This is a genomic window from Aporhodopirellula sallentina SM41 (genome assembly GCF_000346505.1).
Lineage (GTDB): Bacteria > Planctomycetota > Planctomycetia > Pirellulales > Pirellulaceae > Rhodopirellula > Rhodopirellula sallentina.
Genome location: NZ_ANOH01000163.1, coordinates 1 through 13,321, shown reverse-complemented (window position 1 = coordinate 13,321; position 13,321 = coordinate 1). Strand labels below are relative to the sequence as shown.

Sequence of the window (13,321 nt, the reverse complement as noted above, 5' to 3'; positions counted from 1 at the left end):
TTTGCTTTTCACGTCGGGCCATTTCAGCTCCACCGAGCCGACCCGCCATTTGGATTTTGATGCCTTTGGCACCGGCATCCATCGTTTGCTCCAAAGAGCGTTTCATCGTCCGACGGAAGCTCGATCGCTTCGCCAGTTGTTGAGCGATGTCTTCGGCGACGAGCTGCGCCTGCAACTCGGGACGGCCGACTTCTTCCACCTTCAGATTGATCCGGCGTCCGACAAGGTTTTGCAACTCAGCCTGAAGGATCTCAATTTCTTGACCCTTCTTACCGATGATCAAACCTGGCCGAGCGACAAACATCATCACGCGGACTTCGTCACGGGTACGTTCGATCTCAATCCGATCGATACCCGCTGCTTTATATTGTGTTTTCTTAGGGTGCTTCGTAATGAAGTCACGAATCTTTTTGTCTTCGACCAGCAAAGCCGCATAGTCCTGCTTGGACGCGTACCAGCGACTGCCCCAACCGCGTGTAACGCCGGTTCGAAATGCGATCGGGTTGACTTTTTGACCCATGGTGAAAGTTCTGTGGGCTAAGGACTGTGTAAATGAAATGCGTTTGAACTGCGTGAACTCAGGAGCCGGTGGCGTTGAGCCGCTGCCCCGAGCGACTGGCTATATCTCGTCGACGTGAGTCAGACCCACGCGGATGTGACTCGAGCGTTTCTTGATCATGAACGCCATGCCGCGAGCTCGCGGACGAATCCGTTTGAACATCGGCCCGCCGTCGACTCGCACGTCGGTGACCACCAAGTCTTCAATCTTGTAGCCGCGACCGTTGTTCTGGTCAGGGTCCTGGGCGTTGCCGACAGCACTCTTGATGACCTTCTCGAGCATCCGAGCACCGCGTTGAGGCTGATACTTGAGAGTATCGAGTGCCTCGTCGGCATACATGCCACGAACCATATTGGCGACCAAACGCACTTTCTGTGCGCTGATACGGGCATTTTTGTGATATGCGTTGAACTGTGACATGATTCCCGATTCCTACCTTATCGCTTGCCTTTACCACCGTGCCCGCGGAAAGTCCGCGTCGGTGAAAACTCGCCGAGCTTGTGTCCAACCATATCTTCAGTGACCAGCACTTTGACGTGCTGACGTCCGTTGTGAACCATAAAAGTCACGTTGACGAATTCGGGCACGATGGTGCACGAACGCGCCCAAGTCTTAATGGGTTCACTCGATCCGGACTCAGCAGCCTTTTGGACCTTGAAGAACAATTTCGGGTCGACGAAAGGACCCTTTTTACTACTTCGACTCATGTTTGATTCTCAGACGTTTCCTGGCCGGCCTACTTGTGAAGTTTCAATTGACCGTAACGACGACTCTTACGTCGACGAACGATCGATGAGTTACTTGGCTTACGCTTCTGACGCGTTGCACCGCCCTTGGCACTCTTACCGGAAGGACTGACTGGGTGACGACCGCCCTTGGTACGACCTTCACCACCACCGTGTGGGTGATCGATCGGGTTCATCGCAGTACCGCGAACATGCGGACGACGACCCAACCAACGAGCACGACCGGCTTTGCCGAGCCGAACGTTCATGTGGTCACTGTTACCAACCTGGCCAATGGTGGCACGGCAGGCACTCGGCACACGACGAACTTCGCCACTAGGCAACAACAACTGCGCCCAGTCCGCTTCGCGTGCTTGCAAGGTTGCTTGCGTTCCAGCTGAACGGCACATCACTGCACCACGCCCGGCTCGCATTTCAATGCAGCAAACCGCGGTACCCAAAGGGATGTTCTTCAGCGGCAAGCAGTTACCAACCGTCGGCGTCGCATCAGGACCGTTTTGCAACCGGTCGCCGGCTTTCACACCCGCGGCAGCGATCACATAAACCTTCTCACCATCGTTGTATTTCAAAAGTGCGATACGTGCGGAGCGATTCGGGTCATACTGAACCGACTCGACGACACCTGCGGCACCATCTTTTACGCGTCGAAAATCGATCACGCGATATTTTTGCTTGTGACCACCACCACGATGCCGGGCGGTAATCTTGCCTTGGTTGTTTCGACCGCCCGTCTTTTTCTTCGGACGCAACAAGGATCGCTCAGGCGTATAGCCCTTCGTCAACTCCTTGAAGTCGCTAACCGACGCGTTACGTCGGCCGGCGCTGGTCGGCTTGTAGATTCGGATGCCCATGAGACAGTTCTGAGATCTGAGTTTTAAGTGTTAGTGCTTGACTGCAAATGCTTTTCACGACGATCCGAGCCAGGCCTGCAGTCACAGCACCTTTCCCGCGTCACCGCACCGACTAGAAGAAGTCGATCCGATGATCTTCGTGCAACTGAACGATGGCTTTCTTCCAGTCGCTCGTGCGACCCATCTTATTGCGGAAGCGACGGAACTTACCCTTGCGGGTTTGAGTTCGCACCGCGGTCACCTTGACATCGAACAGGCTTTCGACGGCTGCTCGCACGTCGAGCTTGGTGGCGTCACGGTGAATTTGAAACGCGTACTGGTTATTGCGCGTCGCACGGTGAACACCTTTTTCGGTCACGAGCGGACGCAACAAAACCTGATGCGGCTCGAGCTTGACCTTACGTTCGACAGGCTGTGGAGGCTTAATAGCTGACATGGTTACTTCCTGGCTTGGAATCTGAGACTTTGAGCGACTACCCGCTCAACCCCGACTAGGCCACGGCCTCCTGTTCGCTGGATTCGGAAACTGGAGCACTCGCGAAGGTGCCATCTTTGATCTTGTCCAAAGCAGCAGTCGTGATGAGCACCTTCTTCGGCGTCAGCAACGACAGAGCGTTGAGTTGACGAACCGGCTCCACACAGACGCCTTCAATATTGCGACCGCTCTTGTACACCGCAGCGTCATCGCTCGAAGTCGCGATCAGCGTGCTAACGCCCTCGAGCCCCAGGCTCCGGAGCACAGTAGCCATTTGACTGGTTTTCGGCGACTCGATACCGAAGTCGTCGATCGCCACGACTTCACCATCATCGATACGCGAACGAATCGCCATGCGAGTCGCGAGCTTGATCGCCTTCTTCGGGTGACGATAACTGTAGTCACGAGGCTTAACCGTTCTCGCAACACCACCACCGCGACGAACATTGGTTCGCTTCGAACCTGCACGTGCGTTACCGGTACCTTTCTGGCGGTACATCTTCTTGTTCGTGCCGCTAACCTGACCACGAGTCCGGGTATTGTGCGAACCCTGACGCTTATTAGCCTGGTACATCACAACAACGTCATGCAACAACTGCTTGCTGACGCGATCCGCGATCTGAGCGGTATCAATTTCGTACGAACCGACTTCTTTGCCGGACGCATTCATCACTGGGATAGTTGCCATAATCTCCGCCCTCAGACTTTGTTGGTTTGACGGATAGAAACGAACCCGCCATTAGGGCCGGGAACAGCTCCGCGAAGGAGCAGCAGATTATTTTCGGTGTCGACGCTCACGACCTCGAGATTCCGGGTCGTCACACGAGCATTGCCGTACTGCCCAGGCATCTTCTTGCCTTTGAACACGCGACTTGGCGAGGCACTCATTCCGGTACCCCCGGCATGACGGTGACACTTCTTAACACCGTGCGACGCACGCTGGCCGGCGAAGTTATGCCGCTTCATAACACCCGAGAAGCCACGACCTTTGCTGGTGCCAGTAACATCAACCTTCTTAACATCAGCAAACTGATCAACAGTCAACGCGTCACCGACACTCACGTCGGCTGAACCGCGGAACTCGCGAACGAAACGCTGCGGTTCACAATCGGCTTTCGGAGCCAACTCAACACCAGCAGCAGCACGAGCCTTGGACCGCTTGCTTTCGATCGCCGCAACTTGGCCACGCTCACTTCGCGAAGCCAAACGACGAGGTTTGTCCTCGAATCCTAACTGAACCGCCTCATAGCCGTCTCGCTCGACACTGCGAACCTGCAACACATGACAGGGACCGGCCTGAACAACAGTGACCGGGACGGCAGTTCCGTCCTCGAGGAAGACCTGAGTCATCCCCACCTTTCGGCCCAAGATTGATGGTAACATAACAATTCCCGCCCGCCGTTTCAGCGGCGAGCTACCTGCGATTTCGTTAGGGATTCCGGGACTGCCCGACGATTCAACCGAACCCGTTCGCCCTGCGAACACTCCGGAAGGTATCGCCGCAGCTTCCGACCATACGGAAAACCGTGACTACAAAAGTTAACGAACAAACCCGCCGCCATCACGCGACAACGGGACCAACTCAAACAACCTCACGCCGCCTAAACAACAGCAACGGAGAACCGGCTAAAAAACTCCCACCTAACCAGGCGAGCCGAATGGCGACTGAGAGAAAACCCGAACAGCGAAACACGCCGCACGAACCACCTTCGCCGCGAGGACCAGATCAGCGGGCGGAAGCCTTGATCTTAATGTCAACCCCAGCCGGCAGACTGAGCTTATTCAATGCTTCAATGGTCTTGGCCGAGGCCTGGACGATATCTACCAAACGCTTGTGCGTTCGGATTTCAAACTGCTGCCGTGCTTTCTTATTCACAAACGGACTCGACAGAACCGTGTACCGCTCTACGCGGGTCGGCAATGGAATCGGGCCGTGAACAATACTCGCAGTCGCCTTGACGGTATCAACGATATCGCGTGCGCTCTGATCCAGAACAGCATGGTCGTATGCTTCCATACGAATGCGGATGACTTCGCTGGCACCAGTTGACACGATCGAAACCTAACTTCAATGACGACGGACGGAGACCCCACGTCACAAACCTTTTGTTGTGGGGAGGCGAGAATGTAGGGGCGACTCGCGGAAGCGTCAACGGCTTTTGAACATTTGATGAAAAAATTGTCCCGAAAACCGTTGTTCAAGGTGTCAAGAAGACTTGCAACTTGCGGCAACCGTGTGCTCCTAACACCAGAGATTGCTCGATATCGGCGGTTTTGCTGGGCCCCGATACGAAAACACCGAACCCCGGTTCAGGCGTCCCAATCCGCGCATACGCATCATGCATGTGATCAACGATCTGGCTGCGCGAAACAACGATCGCTAAGTACTGCGCGATGAAGATCATCACTCGATGCGGCAATGTACCGCCATCGATCCAAATCGCACCGTTCTCGGCGATTGCAAATTCGCCGCGAACGACGGTCCAGTCCAACGATGACAGCAAATGCGGATCACCGGTCCGGTCTAGCTGCACCGTGGGCTCAATCGCCTCCGGATAAGTTGACGCGATTCGCTCGGCGTTGGCAAAAACTTCGATCCCCATCAGGATCTCGCGAACCTGTTCGGGAGAGTCCACCAAATGGCTCTCTCCGCCGACAAACCCGAGCGTCTCGCGAAATTGGGCAAGTGGGTCATCGAATCGCACCAGGCGTGAGCGGTCGATCTCAGGCAAGCCTTTCGACTTCACCGCACGTCCACGGAGGCGGTCCAAAATCAATTGCTTGCTCCGCTGCGGTTGTCGATCAAATGCTTCGGCGATCATCGGGATTCCTCCGGTTGCTTCTCGCTGCGGTTTTTCGCATACCACGCCCGAAAACTCTGCTTAGGAGGCTCGGGGAGTTCGCGATCAATGGCCCATTCGTTGAGCCGGTTGTGGGTGAGAGAATGAGGCAGGTAACGCAGCGCGGTGCGGGCCATGTAACCAGCGGCGAAGAACAGCCGCGGATGACGGAACAGCCACGAGGCGGCCTTCATCCCGATTCGCTTGTTCCACGCTAACAATCGCTTGCCGACGAGCACCCCTCGCCAAGCGAGCAGTTGATGATGCAGCGGTATCTTCACCGGACAGACGTCCGTACAAGACCCACATAAACTGCAGGCGTAGGGCAGACTCTTGTGCGCCTTCATGTCCTTTGTCGGCCCCAGGACGCTGCCAATTGGCCCTGGAACGGTCGCCTGGTAGCTGTGCCCACCGCTGCGACGATACACCGGGCACGTGTTCATGCAGGCACCACAGCGGATGCAATTCAACGCGTCCCGGAACGTGTCGCTGTCTCGGATCCGCGAACGACCGTTGTCGACCAACACGATATGCAGTTCGCTGTTCTCGTCGCGAGGCCCGTGAAAATGCGACGTGTAACTGGTAATCGGCTGGCCCGTCGCGCTACGGGCGAGCAAACGCGTGAACACCCCTAGATTTTCAAACCGGGGGATGAGCTTTTCGATCCCCATGCAGGCGATGTGAATCCGCGGGAGTGAAACTCCCAAATCAGCATTCCCCTCGTTCGTGCAGACCACGATCCCGCCGGTTTCCGCGATTCCGAAGTTCACCCCGGTGATGCCGACTTCTCCTTCGAGAAATTTCCCTCGCAGGTGGCCACGTGCGGCCTCGGTCAGAACCTGCGGATCGGCCTCCCCTTTTCGGGTCCCCAAATGCCGGTGAAAGGTCTCGCCGACTTCTTCTTTCTTGATGTGGATCGCCGGCAGAACGATGTGGCTGGGGGTTTCGCCTCGCAACTGGACGATTCTCTCACCCAGGTCGGTGTCGACAACGTCGATGCCGTTTTCGATCAAAAACTCGTTGAGGCCGCACTCTTCGGTGAGCATCGATTTGCTCTTGATGATCCGCTGCGTGTGGTTTTTCTGCAGCAGCTCGAGCACGATTTCATTGTGCTCGTCCGCGTCCGCTGCCCAGTGCACCACCGCCCCCATGCGTGTCGCATTGGCCTCGAATTCCTGCAAATAATCGGGCAGATTCGCGATCGTATGACGCTTGATCGCCGATGCGGACTCCCTCAGGTACTCCCACTCGGGCAACGACTGAGCCTGACGATCACGCTTGGTACGCACGAACCATAGGGAATCGTCGTGCCAGTGAGACCGAGGCACATTGGTCACGAATTCTTTCGCCGCCTGGGGATGGTCGACGATCGGCAATGCGGTAGACATGGGTTGTGTCGTTGAAAGAGGCGGACAGATGAATGGCGATCTCGAAAATCAGAAATTCAGGGGGTACCGAGAATGCCCGGCAAATCGTCGAGACAACTGTTCGTAGGTTCGATTTGTTTGAATAGGAATTGCGGTTAGTATCCGGCCGAGACGGCTTTCTTTTGCGGCAACGCTCTCCCGGCGAGAACCTCCGCGACGTGCATGACTCGCATCGGCATGTCCCGACGCCGGATCAGCCCCTGCATATGCATCAGACAACTCATATCTCCGGCAATCATCACCTCGCTGCCCGACCCGACGTGGTCTTGCACCCGGTCGAGCCCCATCGCGACGCTGGTCTCGCGTTCAGTAACCGCAAACGTGCCGCCGAAACCACAGCATTCGTCCTGACGGGTGATCGGCATGATCTCGACCCCGTCGAGCGATTCAACGAGCAAACGCAGTTTGTTTTCACGCGGGATCATCTGCTCGCTGCTGCCGGCGAGCCTGAGTTCTCGCAAACCGTGGCAACTCGAATGAATACTCACACGGTGCGGGAATCGCCCTTCGATCTGGCGAACGCCGAGTTGATCGACCAGGAATTCGCACAACTCAAATGTATTATCGCGAAGTTTCAAAAATCGCTCGTCATCGGCCGCGAAGTAATCGCCGTAGTGGTTTCGGATCATTGACGTGCAACTGCCCGAAGGGCAAACGACGGCATCGTATCCCGAGAAAATCTCGACAAATTTCCTCGCTACCGGGGCCGCGTCGGCCGTGCATCCGGTATTCGCCATCGGCTGGCCACAGCACGTTTGGTTCTCCGGGAAGCTGACATTAACCCCCTGGGATTCCAACAGTTCCAACGTGGCGATCGCGACGTCGGGGAAGAACTGGTCGATATAGCAGGGAACAAAAAGAGCGACATTCATCGTGACGATCAACAATTACGCGGACGCAGCCGAAACGGGTCATCACGAGAGCCTTCCTCGCATCCGAACCCAAACTCGCGTTGGCGAATCGGATTCTGACGGGAAACTGACCGTGATCGGCGAACAAGGGAGCGTCGAACCCAATTCGCCAATGCAAAGTGTATACATTTCACACCCGATCATGAACTGAGATTGACGTTGTTGCAAGCGACGCCTGACGCGTAGACTCCCGCAAAGACCAAAATTTCGGTCTCGCTAGAGCCGTTTACCGTCGTAACAAGGGACATGGATGTACCGCTTGCTGCTTTGCTTCCGCTATCTACGCACTCGCTACATCGCGCTTGCGTCGATTATCAGCGTCACGCTCGGCGTCGCCACACTCATTGTGGTCAACAGCGTGATGGCTGGATTTTCGGCTGAAATGCACGAACGTCTTCACGGATTGGCATCGGATGTTCTGATTGAGTGTCACGCCAGCGGCGGGATGCCCGACCCGGACGCGCACCTCGAGGAAATACGCCGAATCGTTGGAGACGATATTGAAGGCGCGTCAGTCAGCGTTCACGTCCCCAGCATGCTCGGCATCGATTTCAACGGACAACTGATCACCCGGCACGTGAATCTCGTCGGTATCGACGCGGCCACGTACGACACCGTCAGCCAGTTCGGCCGGTACCTGATCCATCCTGAAAACCAGAAGCAAGTCGATTTCAACCTGCGGGAATCTGGCTTTGCCGAAAACCGCGAGAACTTCCCCGCGTCGGGTTGGCACTATCGACGGGCCCGGGTCGCCTACGAACGTGCCCTCGATGAAGAGCGGGCCCGCGTGGAAGCGATGAACCGCGAAGTCGCGAGGCTGAGCAATACGCTGCCGCACGGAACGAACGAAGCGGCGAAGACCGACGACGGGTTGATCGAAGATGAATCTCTCCATGGTGAAACACTGGACAGCGACGCCCCGGAGAATCTCGCCGCGGCGGGACCTTCGCTCGGGCCTCTGCTGCCACCGGAACTCAACGGAGGCGCCACCGATGGCGTGGCGGCGACCTTTGATCCGGCAACCGAACAGTACCCGGGAATCATCCTAGGCATCTCCACCTGCAGCAACAAACTGCGCGACGAAGCGGGCAACGTTCGCGATCACTACTACTGCCGTCCCGGGGACGATATCCGGATGATGTTCCCGAGTGCCTCGGAAAACCCCAAGGTCCTCAACCAGAAGTTCACCGTCGTCGACCTGTACGAATCCGGGATGAGCGAATACGACAGCACCTTTGCGTTCGTCCGACTCGATCAGTTGCAGGAATTCCGTGGGATGATCGACCCGATCTCCGGTGTCAAAAGCGTCACCACGATTCAGCTCAAACTCATCGAAGGCGCCGACCTCAACGCGGTGCGCGACGCCCTGCGAAAGCGATTCCCGCCGGATCAATTCGCCTACAGCATTCAAACCTGGCGTGACATGCAGGGCCCGTTGTTGGCCGCCGTGCGGTTAGAAACCACCATCCTAAACATATTGTTGTTCCTAATTATCGCCGTCGCCGGATTCGGGATCTTGGCCACGTTCTTCATGATCGTGGTTGAAAAGACACGCGACATCGGCACGCTCAAAGCACTCGGTGCCAGCGGCAGCGGCGTGATGAGCATCTTCCTCAGTTACGGCCTCCTGCTGGGCATCGTCGGCAGCGGCGTCGGTCTGCTCGGCGGCATTCTCTTTGTCGACAACATCAACGCGATCGCTGGTGTGATCGAGCGATTGACCGGACAAGAAGTCTTCGACCCGACCGTTTATTACTTCACCGAAATCCCAACCATTTTGAACCCGTTCACACTCGTGTGGGTGATGGCCGGGGCTGTCGCCATTGCCACCGCCGCTTCCGTTCTGCCGGCGATGCGAGCGGCCCGCATGCATCCCGTCACCGCCCTCCGATTCGAGTAGCCCACCATGAACCACTCCTCCGATACCCCGATCCTGCAGGCCCGCGGGATCCGAAAGAGCTACTACAAAAACCAGATCGAATTGCCCGTCCTGCGTGGCGTCGACGTTGCGTTCGCGCGTGGCGAGTTATCCGCGTTGGTCGGTCGCAGCGGCAGCGGCAAGAGCACCCTGATGCACCTTCTGGCAACGCTCGATCAACCCGATCAGGGCGAAGTTTGGTTCAACGGCGAGCGTGTCGATAACCTGCACCGCCGTGGACGTGACCGATACCGCAATCACGAAATCGGAATCATTTTCCAGTTCTATCACCTCCTGCCGGAGTTGACTGCACTGGAAAACGTGCTGACGCCGGCAATGATTTCGCGCAGCGTTCTGGGGTACTTTCGCCAACGCAAATCCCTCACCGCGCGCGCCGAAGCCATGCTCGATCGCGTCGGACTCCTCGATCGCAAGACGCACAAACCGTGCGAAATGTCTGGCGGTGAAATGCAGCGGGTCGCCATCGCGCGGTCGCTGATGAGCGAACCGCAACTGCTGCTCGCCGACGAACCGACGGGGAACCTGGATACCGAAACGGGCGAGTCGATTCTTCAGCTGCTGCGTCAACTCAACACCGAAGACGACCTCACGATTGTCATGATTACTCACGACGACGCGATCGCTGAGCGAGCCGACCGGTGCTACCGGATGCAGGACGGATTGCTGGTCGATCGGTTCGAAAATGAACTCGCCAACCCGACGCCGGTCGCGTCGAACCCCACCACAGCGTCTCAGCAAACCCGCACCAGCAGCGCCGCTTAAATCAAGCGAGTTGGCGATATCATAAGCGTTGGCGAGAACACGCCCGGCGACCTCACGTGAGAACCTCGCCCGGCAACCTCATCGCCATCGGACACGCGAGCAGATAAAGTATGTCGACCGCGTGAGCGTCCTCTCGCCGAGAGAACCGCAGCGAGAATTGCATCGTACGACGGTGCTCAGCGTCGATGAGGGTCTCCCTCATTTGCAACGCGTCGCATCGCTCACGTCCTCGCCCGCACTGCTCCGAGGGAACTCGCCTCCATTGTCCCGACCGCGTCGCCCCTACCGCTCGATCGCATTCCTAGTGCTGCTGGGGTATATCGCGGTCGCGACGACCTACGTCCTCGTTGCGACATGGGCCGTTGCCAATGGTCACCTGCGAGCCACCGGGCACTGGCACGGCACCTTTGGCCAGTCGCTGCTGCCGCGGATCAACGACGTGATCGTGTTCACGTTCTTCTTCGTGTGTGGCGCCAGCGTCGGCAGTTTTCTGAATGTGGTCGTTTGGCGGATGCCGCAGGGCCTCAGTGTAAATGGCCATTCGTTCTGCCCACGATGCCGTAATACGCTTCGCTCGAGAGACAACGTTCCGGTTTTCGGATGGTTGATGCTCGGTGGTCGTTGCCGCGACTGCCGCCTACCGATTTCCCCACGTTATCCGATCGTCGAAGCGGCGGTCGCACTGACGTTCGCAACCGTGGGAACGACGGAACTGTATGCGTGGAACCTGCCGTACCGCTCCTACGGTTTTCAATTGACCATGGCGACACCCCGCGTCGATGCGGTGCAACTGCTGATCGTCCTGTATCACCTCGTCGCGTTCGCGGTGCTGTGGGCGATGGCGTTGATCCGATATGACCGCAACCGGATTCCGGGTCGATTGGTGGTCTTCGCGGCGATCTGGTTGTTTGGCGGCATCATGGTGCTCCCGTCCGCCGCCGTCGTGCCTTGGCAACTCGATACACCTGTCCCCTGGCCACCGAAGGACTGGATCCTCGCCCGGCACACCGCCTTTGATGCGACGACCTTGGTCCAGTCGTTCATGCGTATTTTGACAGCATTGGTCGCCGCCGGTTTCTATGGGCGAGTACTCGCTCGAGCGTTCTGCCCGCGAGCGGACCTGAAACTCGATCCGCTTGGTGATCAAACGTCGAGGCTAATCGATTTGGTGCTGTTGATTTCGGTCGTTTCCATCGTCGTCGGATGGCAGGCGACCGCGGGCGTCCTGATTCTCGGATCGGTGCTGGCAAGCGTTTCGAGAGTTTTCTTCAAAAACACGCCTAATAAAACGGCATCCTCCACGTCACTTTCGATAGACACACCCGACCCAATAGACACACCCGACCCAATAGACACATCCGACGCGATAGCCACATCCGATCCCGCAAACGAATCCCCAGAAGAACCCAATTCCTCAGACGAACTCAATCCGAGCCAAAACGAACACGAGGCGACCGCAACCGAGCCCGCCGCGTTGCCGGAAACTCCTGCGTCCGAGTCATCGACGGGATTCGTTTCCGCTCGCACAGACGCGTTGGGTCGGTTTGCGTTGCTGTTGCCGATTGCACTGTTGATACAGGTGTTGTTTTGGAAACCTCTCGCGGAATCGGGTTGGTGGCCGAGCGAGCAGGCACCGCGCGGGGTTCTACTAGGCTATGCCTTAGGGACGCTCTTCATTGCGTTGTGGCTTCGCGAACCGCCACCGCTGAGCCGCCCCGAATTTTCGTCAGAAGATCTGCCCGAGGAATTAAACTCGGGGTCCGCTGAATGAACACTCGGCCGGTTTTCGGCGTCCCATTGAAAAACCCCACCTCTGGTTCCGAGCAACGAATTGACCGAGAGCGACGAAGTCGAACTGATTCGCCGAGCCTTGGCGGGTGACGAACCGGCGTTCGAGTCCTTGGTCATCGAACACCAGGATCGTCTCTACAGCGCGATGATCCAGGTCACCGGTTCAGTCCACGATGCCGAAGAGGTGACGCAGGAGGCCTTCATCCGGGCGTTCCTGAAACTGGATACTTTCCAGCAAAACAGCCAATTCTTCACGTGGCTGTACCGCGTCGCGTTCAACATCGCTTTGTCGCGAAAACGCCGAAAACGGGCCAAAATCTCGCTCGATCAACAACGCGAAGACATCGGCAACGACGTGATCGACCACGGGGAAGCCGTCGATGCCGGGATGATCCGCCAGGACCAAGTCAGCCTGGTGCAGAACGCGATGGACCAACTGAGCGAGCAACATCGCGCGATTCTGGTCTTGCGGGAAATGAACGAAGCTTCCTACGAGGAAATCTCTGAGATTTTGGAATTGTCCATCGGGACGGTTCGCAGTCGACTCAACCGAGCACGCAAGCAACTGCGGATCACGATCGAGGAACTCCAAACAGAAGATGCCACTGTGGAATCTCCTTCGGGAGATCCCGCCGCGAGCAGGGATGCCGCGAGCAGCAATACAGCGACCAGGAATTCCGAAGCCGAGAACTGAGTCTGATGAACTCACCCAACCATGCCCGCCACGGCGAATTCTTCGACGCCTCGAGCGAACCGGGCGTTCCCGCATCCGAAAACACCGCAAACGATCGCGAAAGCCGCCCCTTCCTCGGTATCCAGTTTCGGTGTTGTCGCACGTACGGCCGAATTTACCGCGACCCCAGCGGCATGCGTTATTCCGGCGGATGCCCCCGCTGTGGTGCCCGCGTCAGCGTCCCGATCGGGCCCGGAGGCCAGGGAACGCGATTCTTCTCCGCCGGTTGAGCACCATTTGCGTAGTTTTACCGACAAAATCGGAAAAAACCTTTCGCTAATGCCCCC

Annotated in this window: 17 protein-coding genes; 6 read left to right on the top strand and 11 right to left on the bottom strand. The window is 57.3% G+C overall.

The window, feature by feature from the left end:
• From rpsC to RSSM_RS10725, 11 genes are all read right to left on the bottom strand, one after another.
• A partial coding sequence (gene rpsC, locus RSSM_RS10775; protein WP_008677899.1) for a 30S ribosomal protein S3 occupies nucleotides 1-520 on the bottom strand: 520 nt, incomplete at its 3' end.
• Nucleotides 521-619: 99 nt separating this feature from the next.
• Nucleotides 620-979 carry a 50S ribosomal protein L22 gene (gene rplV, locus RSSM_RS10770; protein WP_081613744.1) on the bottom strand — a complete coding sequence of 120 codons (360 nt, stop codon included), beginning with the start codon at nucleotides 977-979 and terminating at the stop codon, nucleotides 620-622.
• 17 nt (nucleotides 980-996) lie between these two features.
• The gene (gene rpsS, locus RSSM_RS10765) at nucleotides 997-1,266 is read right to left on the bottom strand and encodes a 30S ribosomal protein S19 (RefSeq protein ID WP_044302249.1); all 270 of its coding nucleotides are present in this window, start codon (nucleotides 1,264-1,266) and stop codon (nucleotides 997-999) included.
• 29 nt (nucleotides 1,267-1,295) lie between these two features.
• Nucleotides 1,296-2,156 (bottom strand): 50S ribosomal protein L2, encoded by an 861-nt coding sequence (gene rplB, locus RSSM_RS10760; RefSeq protein WP_008677892.1) that lies wholly within the window; start codon nucleotides 2,154-2,156, stop codon nucleotides 1,296-1,298.
• 112 nt (nucleotides 2,157-2,268) lie between these two features.
• Nucleotides 2,269-2,592 carry a 50S ribosomal protein L23 gene (rplW, locus tag RSSM_RS10755; RefSeq protein WP_044302247.1) on the bottom strand — a complete coding sequence of 108 codons (324 nt, stop codon included), beginning with the start codon at nucleotides 2,590-2,592 and terminating at the stop codon, nucleotides 2,269-2,271.
• A gap of 55 nt (nucleotides 2,593-2,647) precedes the next feature.
• Nucleotides 2,648-3,319 carry a 50S ribosomal protein L4 gene (gene rplD / locus RSSM_RS10750; RefSeq protein ID WP_044302246.1) on the bottom strand — a complete coding sequence of 224 codons (672 nt, stop codon included), beginning with the start codon at nucleotides 3,317-3,319 and terminating at the stop codon, nucleotides 2,648-2,650.
• An 11-nt stretch (nucleotides 3,320-3,330) separates the two neighbouring features.
• The gene (gene rplC, locus RSSM_RS10745; protein ID WP_044302253.1) at nucleotides 3,331-3,981 is read right to left on the bottom strand and encodes a 50S ribosomal protein L3; all 651 of its coding nucleotides are present in this window, start codon (nucleotides 3,979-3,981) and stop codon (nucleotides 3,331-3,333) included.
• A gap of 376 nt (nucleotides 3,982-4,357) precedes the next feature.
• Nucleotides 4,358-4,684 carry a 30S ribosomal protein S10 gene (rpsJ, locus tag RSSM_RS10740; protein WP_081613743.1) on the bottom strand — a complete coding sequence of 109 codons (327 nt, stop codon included), beginning with the start codon at nucleotides 4,682-4,684 and terminating at the stop codon, nucleotides 4,358-4,360.
• 145 nt (nucleotides 4,685-4,829) lie between these two features.
• Entirely contained in the window at nucleotides 4,830-5,453 is a 624-nt protein-coding gene (locus tag RSSM_RS10735; RefSeq protein WP_008677880.1) for a LutC/YkgG family protein, read from the bottom strand.
• Nucleotides 5,450-6,859: a lactate utilization protein B gene (locus RSSM_RS10730; protein ID WP_008677878.1), complete on the bottom strand. Its 1,410-nt coding sequence runs from the start codon at nucleotides 6,857-6,859 to the stop codon at nucleotides 5,450-5,452. The genes RSSM_RS10735 and RSSM_RS10730 overlap by 4 nt, the downstream gene beginning before the upstream one ends.
• 134 nt (nucleotides 6,860-6,993) lie before the next feature.
• Nucleotides 6,994-7,770: a (Fe-S)-binding protein gene (locus tag RSSM_RS10725; protein WP_008677877.1), complete on the bottom strand. Its 777-nt coding sequence runs from the start codon at nucleotides 7,768-7,770 to the stop codon at nucleotides 6,994-6,996.
• A 1-nt stretch (nucleotide 7,771) separates the two neighbouring features.
• Between RSSM_RS10725 and RSSM_RS10720 the strand changes: the two genes are divergently transcribed.
• From RSSM_RS10720 to RSSM_RS32415, 6 genes are all read left to right on the top strand, one after another.
• Nucleotides 7,772-7,960, top strand: a complete 189-nt coding sequence (locus RSSM_RS10720; protein WP_008677875.1) for a hypothetical protein — start codon at nucleotides 7,772-7,774, stop codon at nucleotides 7,958-7,960.
• A 99-nt stretch (nucleotides 7,961-8,059) separates the two neighbouring features.
• On the top strand, nucleotides 8,060-9,709 hold the full coding sequence (locus tag RSSM_RS10715) for an ABC transporter permease (protein ID WP_008677873.1): 1,650 nt from the start codon (nucleotides 8,060-8,062) through the stop codon (nucleotides 9,707-9,709).
• 6 nt (nucleotides 9,710-9,715) lie between these two features.
• Nucleotides 9,716-10,510, top strand: coding sequence for an ABC transporter ATP-binding protein (locus RSSM_RS10710; RefSeq protein WP_008677871.1), 795 nt, complete (start codon nucleotides 9,716-9,718; stop codon nucleotides 10,508-10,510).
• A gap of 157 nt (nucleotides 10,511-10,667) precedes the next feature.
• On the top strand, nucleotides 10,668-12,281 hold the full coding sequence (locus RSSM_RS35185; RefSeq protein WP_315850015.1) for a prepilin peptidase: 1,614 nt from the start codon (nucleotides 10,668-10,670) through the stop codon (nucleotides 12,279-12,281).
• A gap of 60 nt (nucleotides 12,282-12,341) precedes the next feature.
• On the top strand, nucleotides 12,342-12,995 hold the full coding sequence (locus RSSM_RS10700; protein WP_008677867.1) for an RNA polymerase sigma factor: 654 nt from the start codon (nucleotides 12,342-12,344) through the stop codon (nucleotides 12,993-12,995).
• A 5-nt stretch (nucleotides 12,996-13,000) separates the two neighbouring features.
• Nucleotides 13,001-13,264 (top strand): hypothetical protein, encoded by a 264-nt coding sequence (locus tag RSSM_RS32415; RefSeq protein WP_008677865.1) that lies wholly within the window; start codon nucleotides 13,001-13,003, stop codon nucleotides 13,262-13,264.
• Nucleotides 13,265-13,321 lie beyond the last annotated feature (57 nt).

What these genes read in the sequence shown, in the direction of transcription:
- rplV (WP_081613744.1), bottom strand. Translation starts at nt 979, where the DNA reads ATGTCACAGTTCAACGCATATCACAAAAATGCCCGTATCAGCGCACAG.
- rpsS (WP_044302249.1), bottom strand. Translation starts at nt 1,266, where the DNA reads ATGAGTCGAAGTAGTAAAAAGGGTCCTTTCGTCGACCCGAAATTGTTC.
- rplB (WP_008677892.1), bottom strand. Translation starts at nt 2,156, where the DNA reads ATGGGCATCCGAATCTACAAGCCGACCAGCGCCGGCCGACGTAACGCG.
- rplW (WP_044302247.1), bottom strand. Translation starts at nt 2,592, where the DNA reads ATGTCAGCTATTAAGCCTCCACAGCCTGTCGAACGTAAGGTCAAGCTC.
- rplD (WP_044302246.1), bottom strand. Translation starts at nt 3,319, where the DNA reads ATGGCAACTATCCCAGTGATGAATGCGTCCGGCAAAGAAGTCGGTTCG.
- rplC (WP_044302253.1), bottom strand. Translation starts at nt 3,981, where the DNA reads ATGACTCAGGTCTTCCTCGAGGACGGAACTGCCGTCCCGGTCACTGTT.
- RSSM_RS10735 (WP_008677880.1), bottom strand. Translation starts at nt 5,453, where the DNA reads ATGATCGCCGAAGCATTTGATCGACAACCGCAGCGGAGCAAGCAATTG.
- RSSM_RS10730 (WP_008677878.1), bottom strand. Translation starts at nt 6,859, where the DNA reads ATGTCTACCGCATTGCCGATCGTCGACCATCCCCAGGCGGCGAAAGAA.
- RSSM_RS10725 (WP_008677877.1), bottom strand. Translation starts at nt 7,770, where the DNA reads ATGAATGTCGCTCTTTTTGTTCCCTGCTATATCGACCAGTTCTTCCCC.
- RSSM_RS10715 (WP_008677873.1), top strand. Translation starts at nt 8,060, where the DNA reads ATGTACCGCTTGCTGCTTTGCTTCCGCTATCTACGCACTCGCTACATC.
- RSSM_RS10710 (WP_008677871.1), top strand. Translation starts at nt 9,716, where the DNA reads ATGAACCACTCCTCCGATACCCCGATCCTGCAGGCCCGCGGGATCCGA.
- RSSM_RS32415 (WP_008677865.1), top strand. Translation starts at nt 13,001, where the DNA reads ATGAACTCACCCAACCATGCCCGCCACGGCGAATTCTTCGACGCCTCG.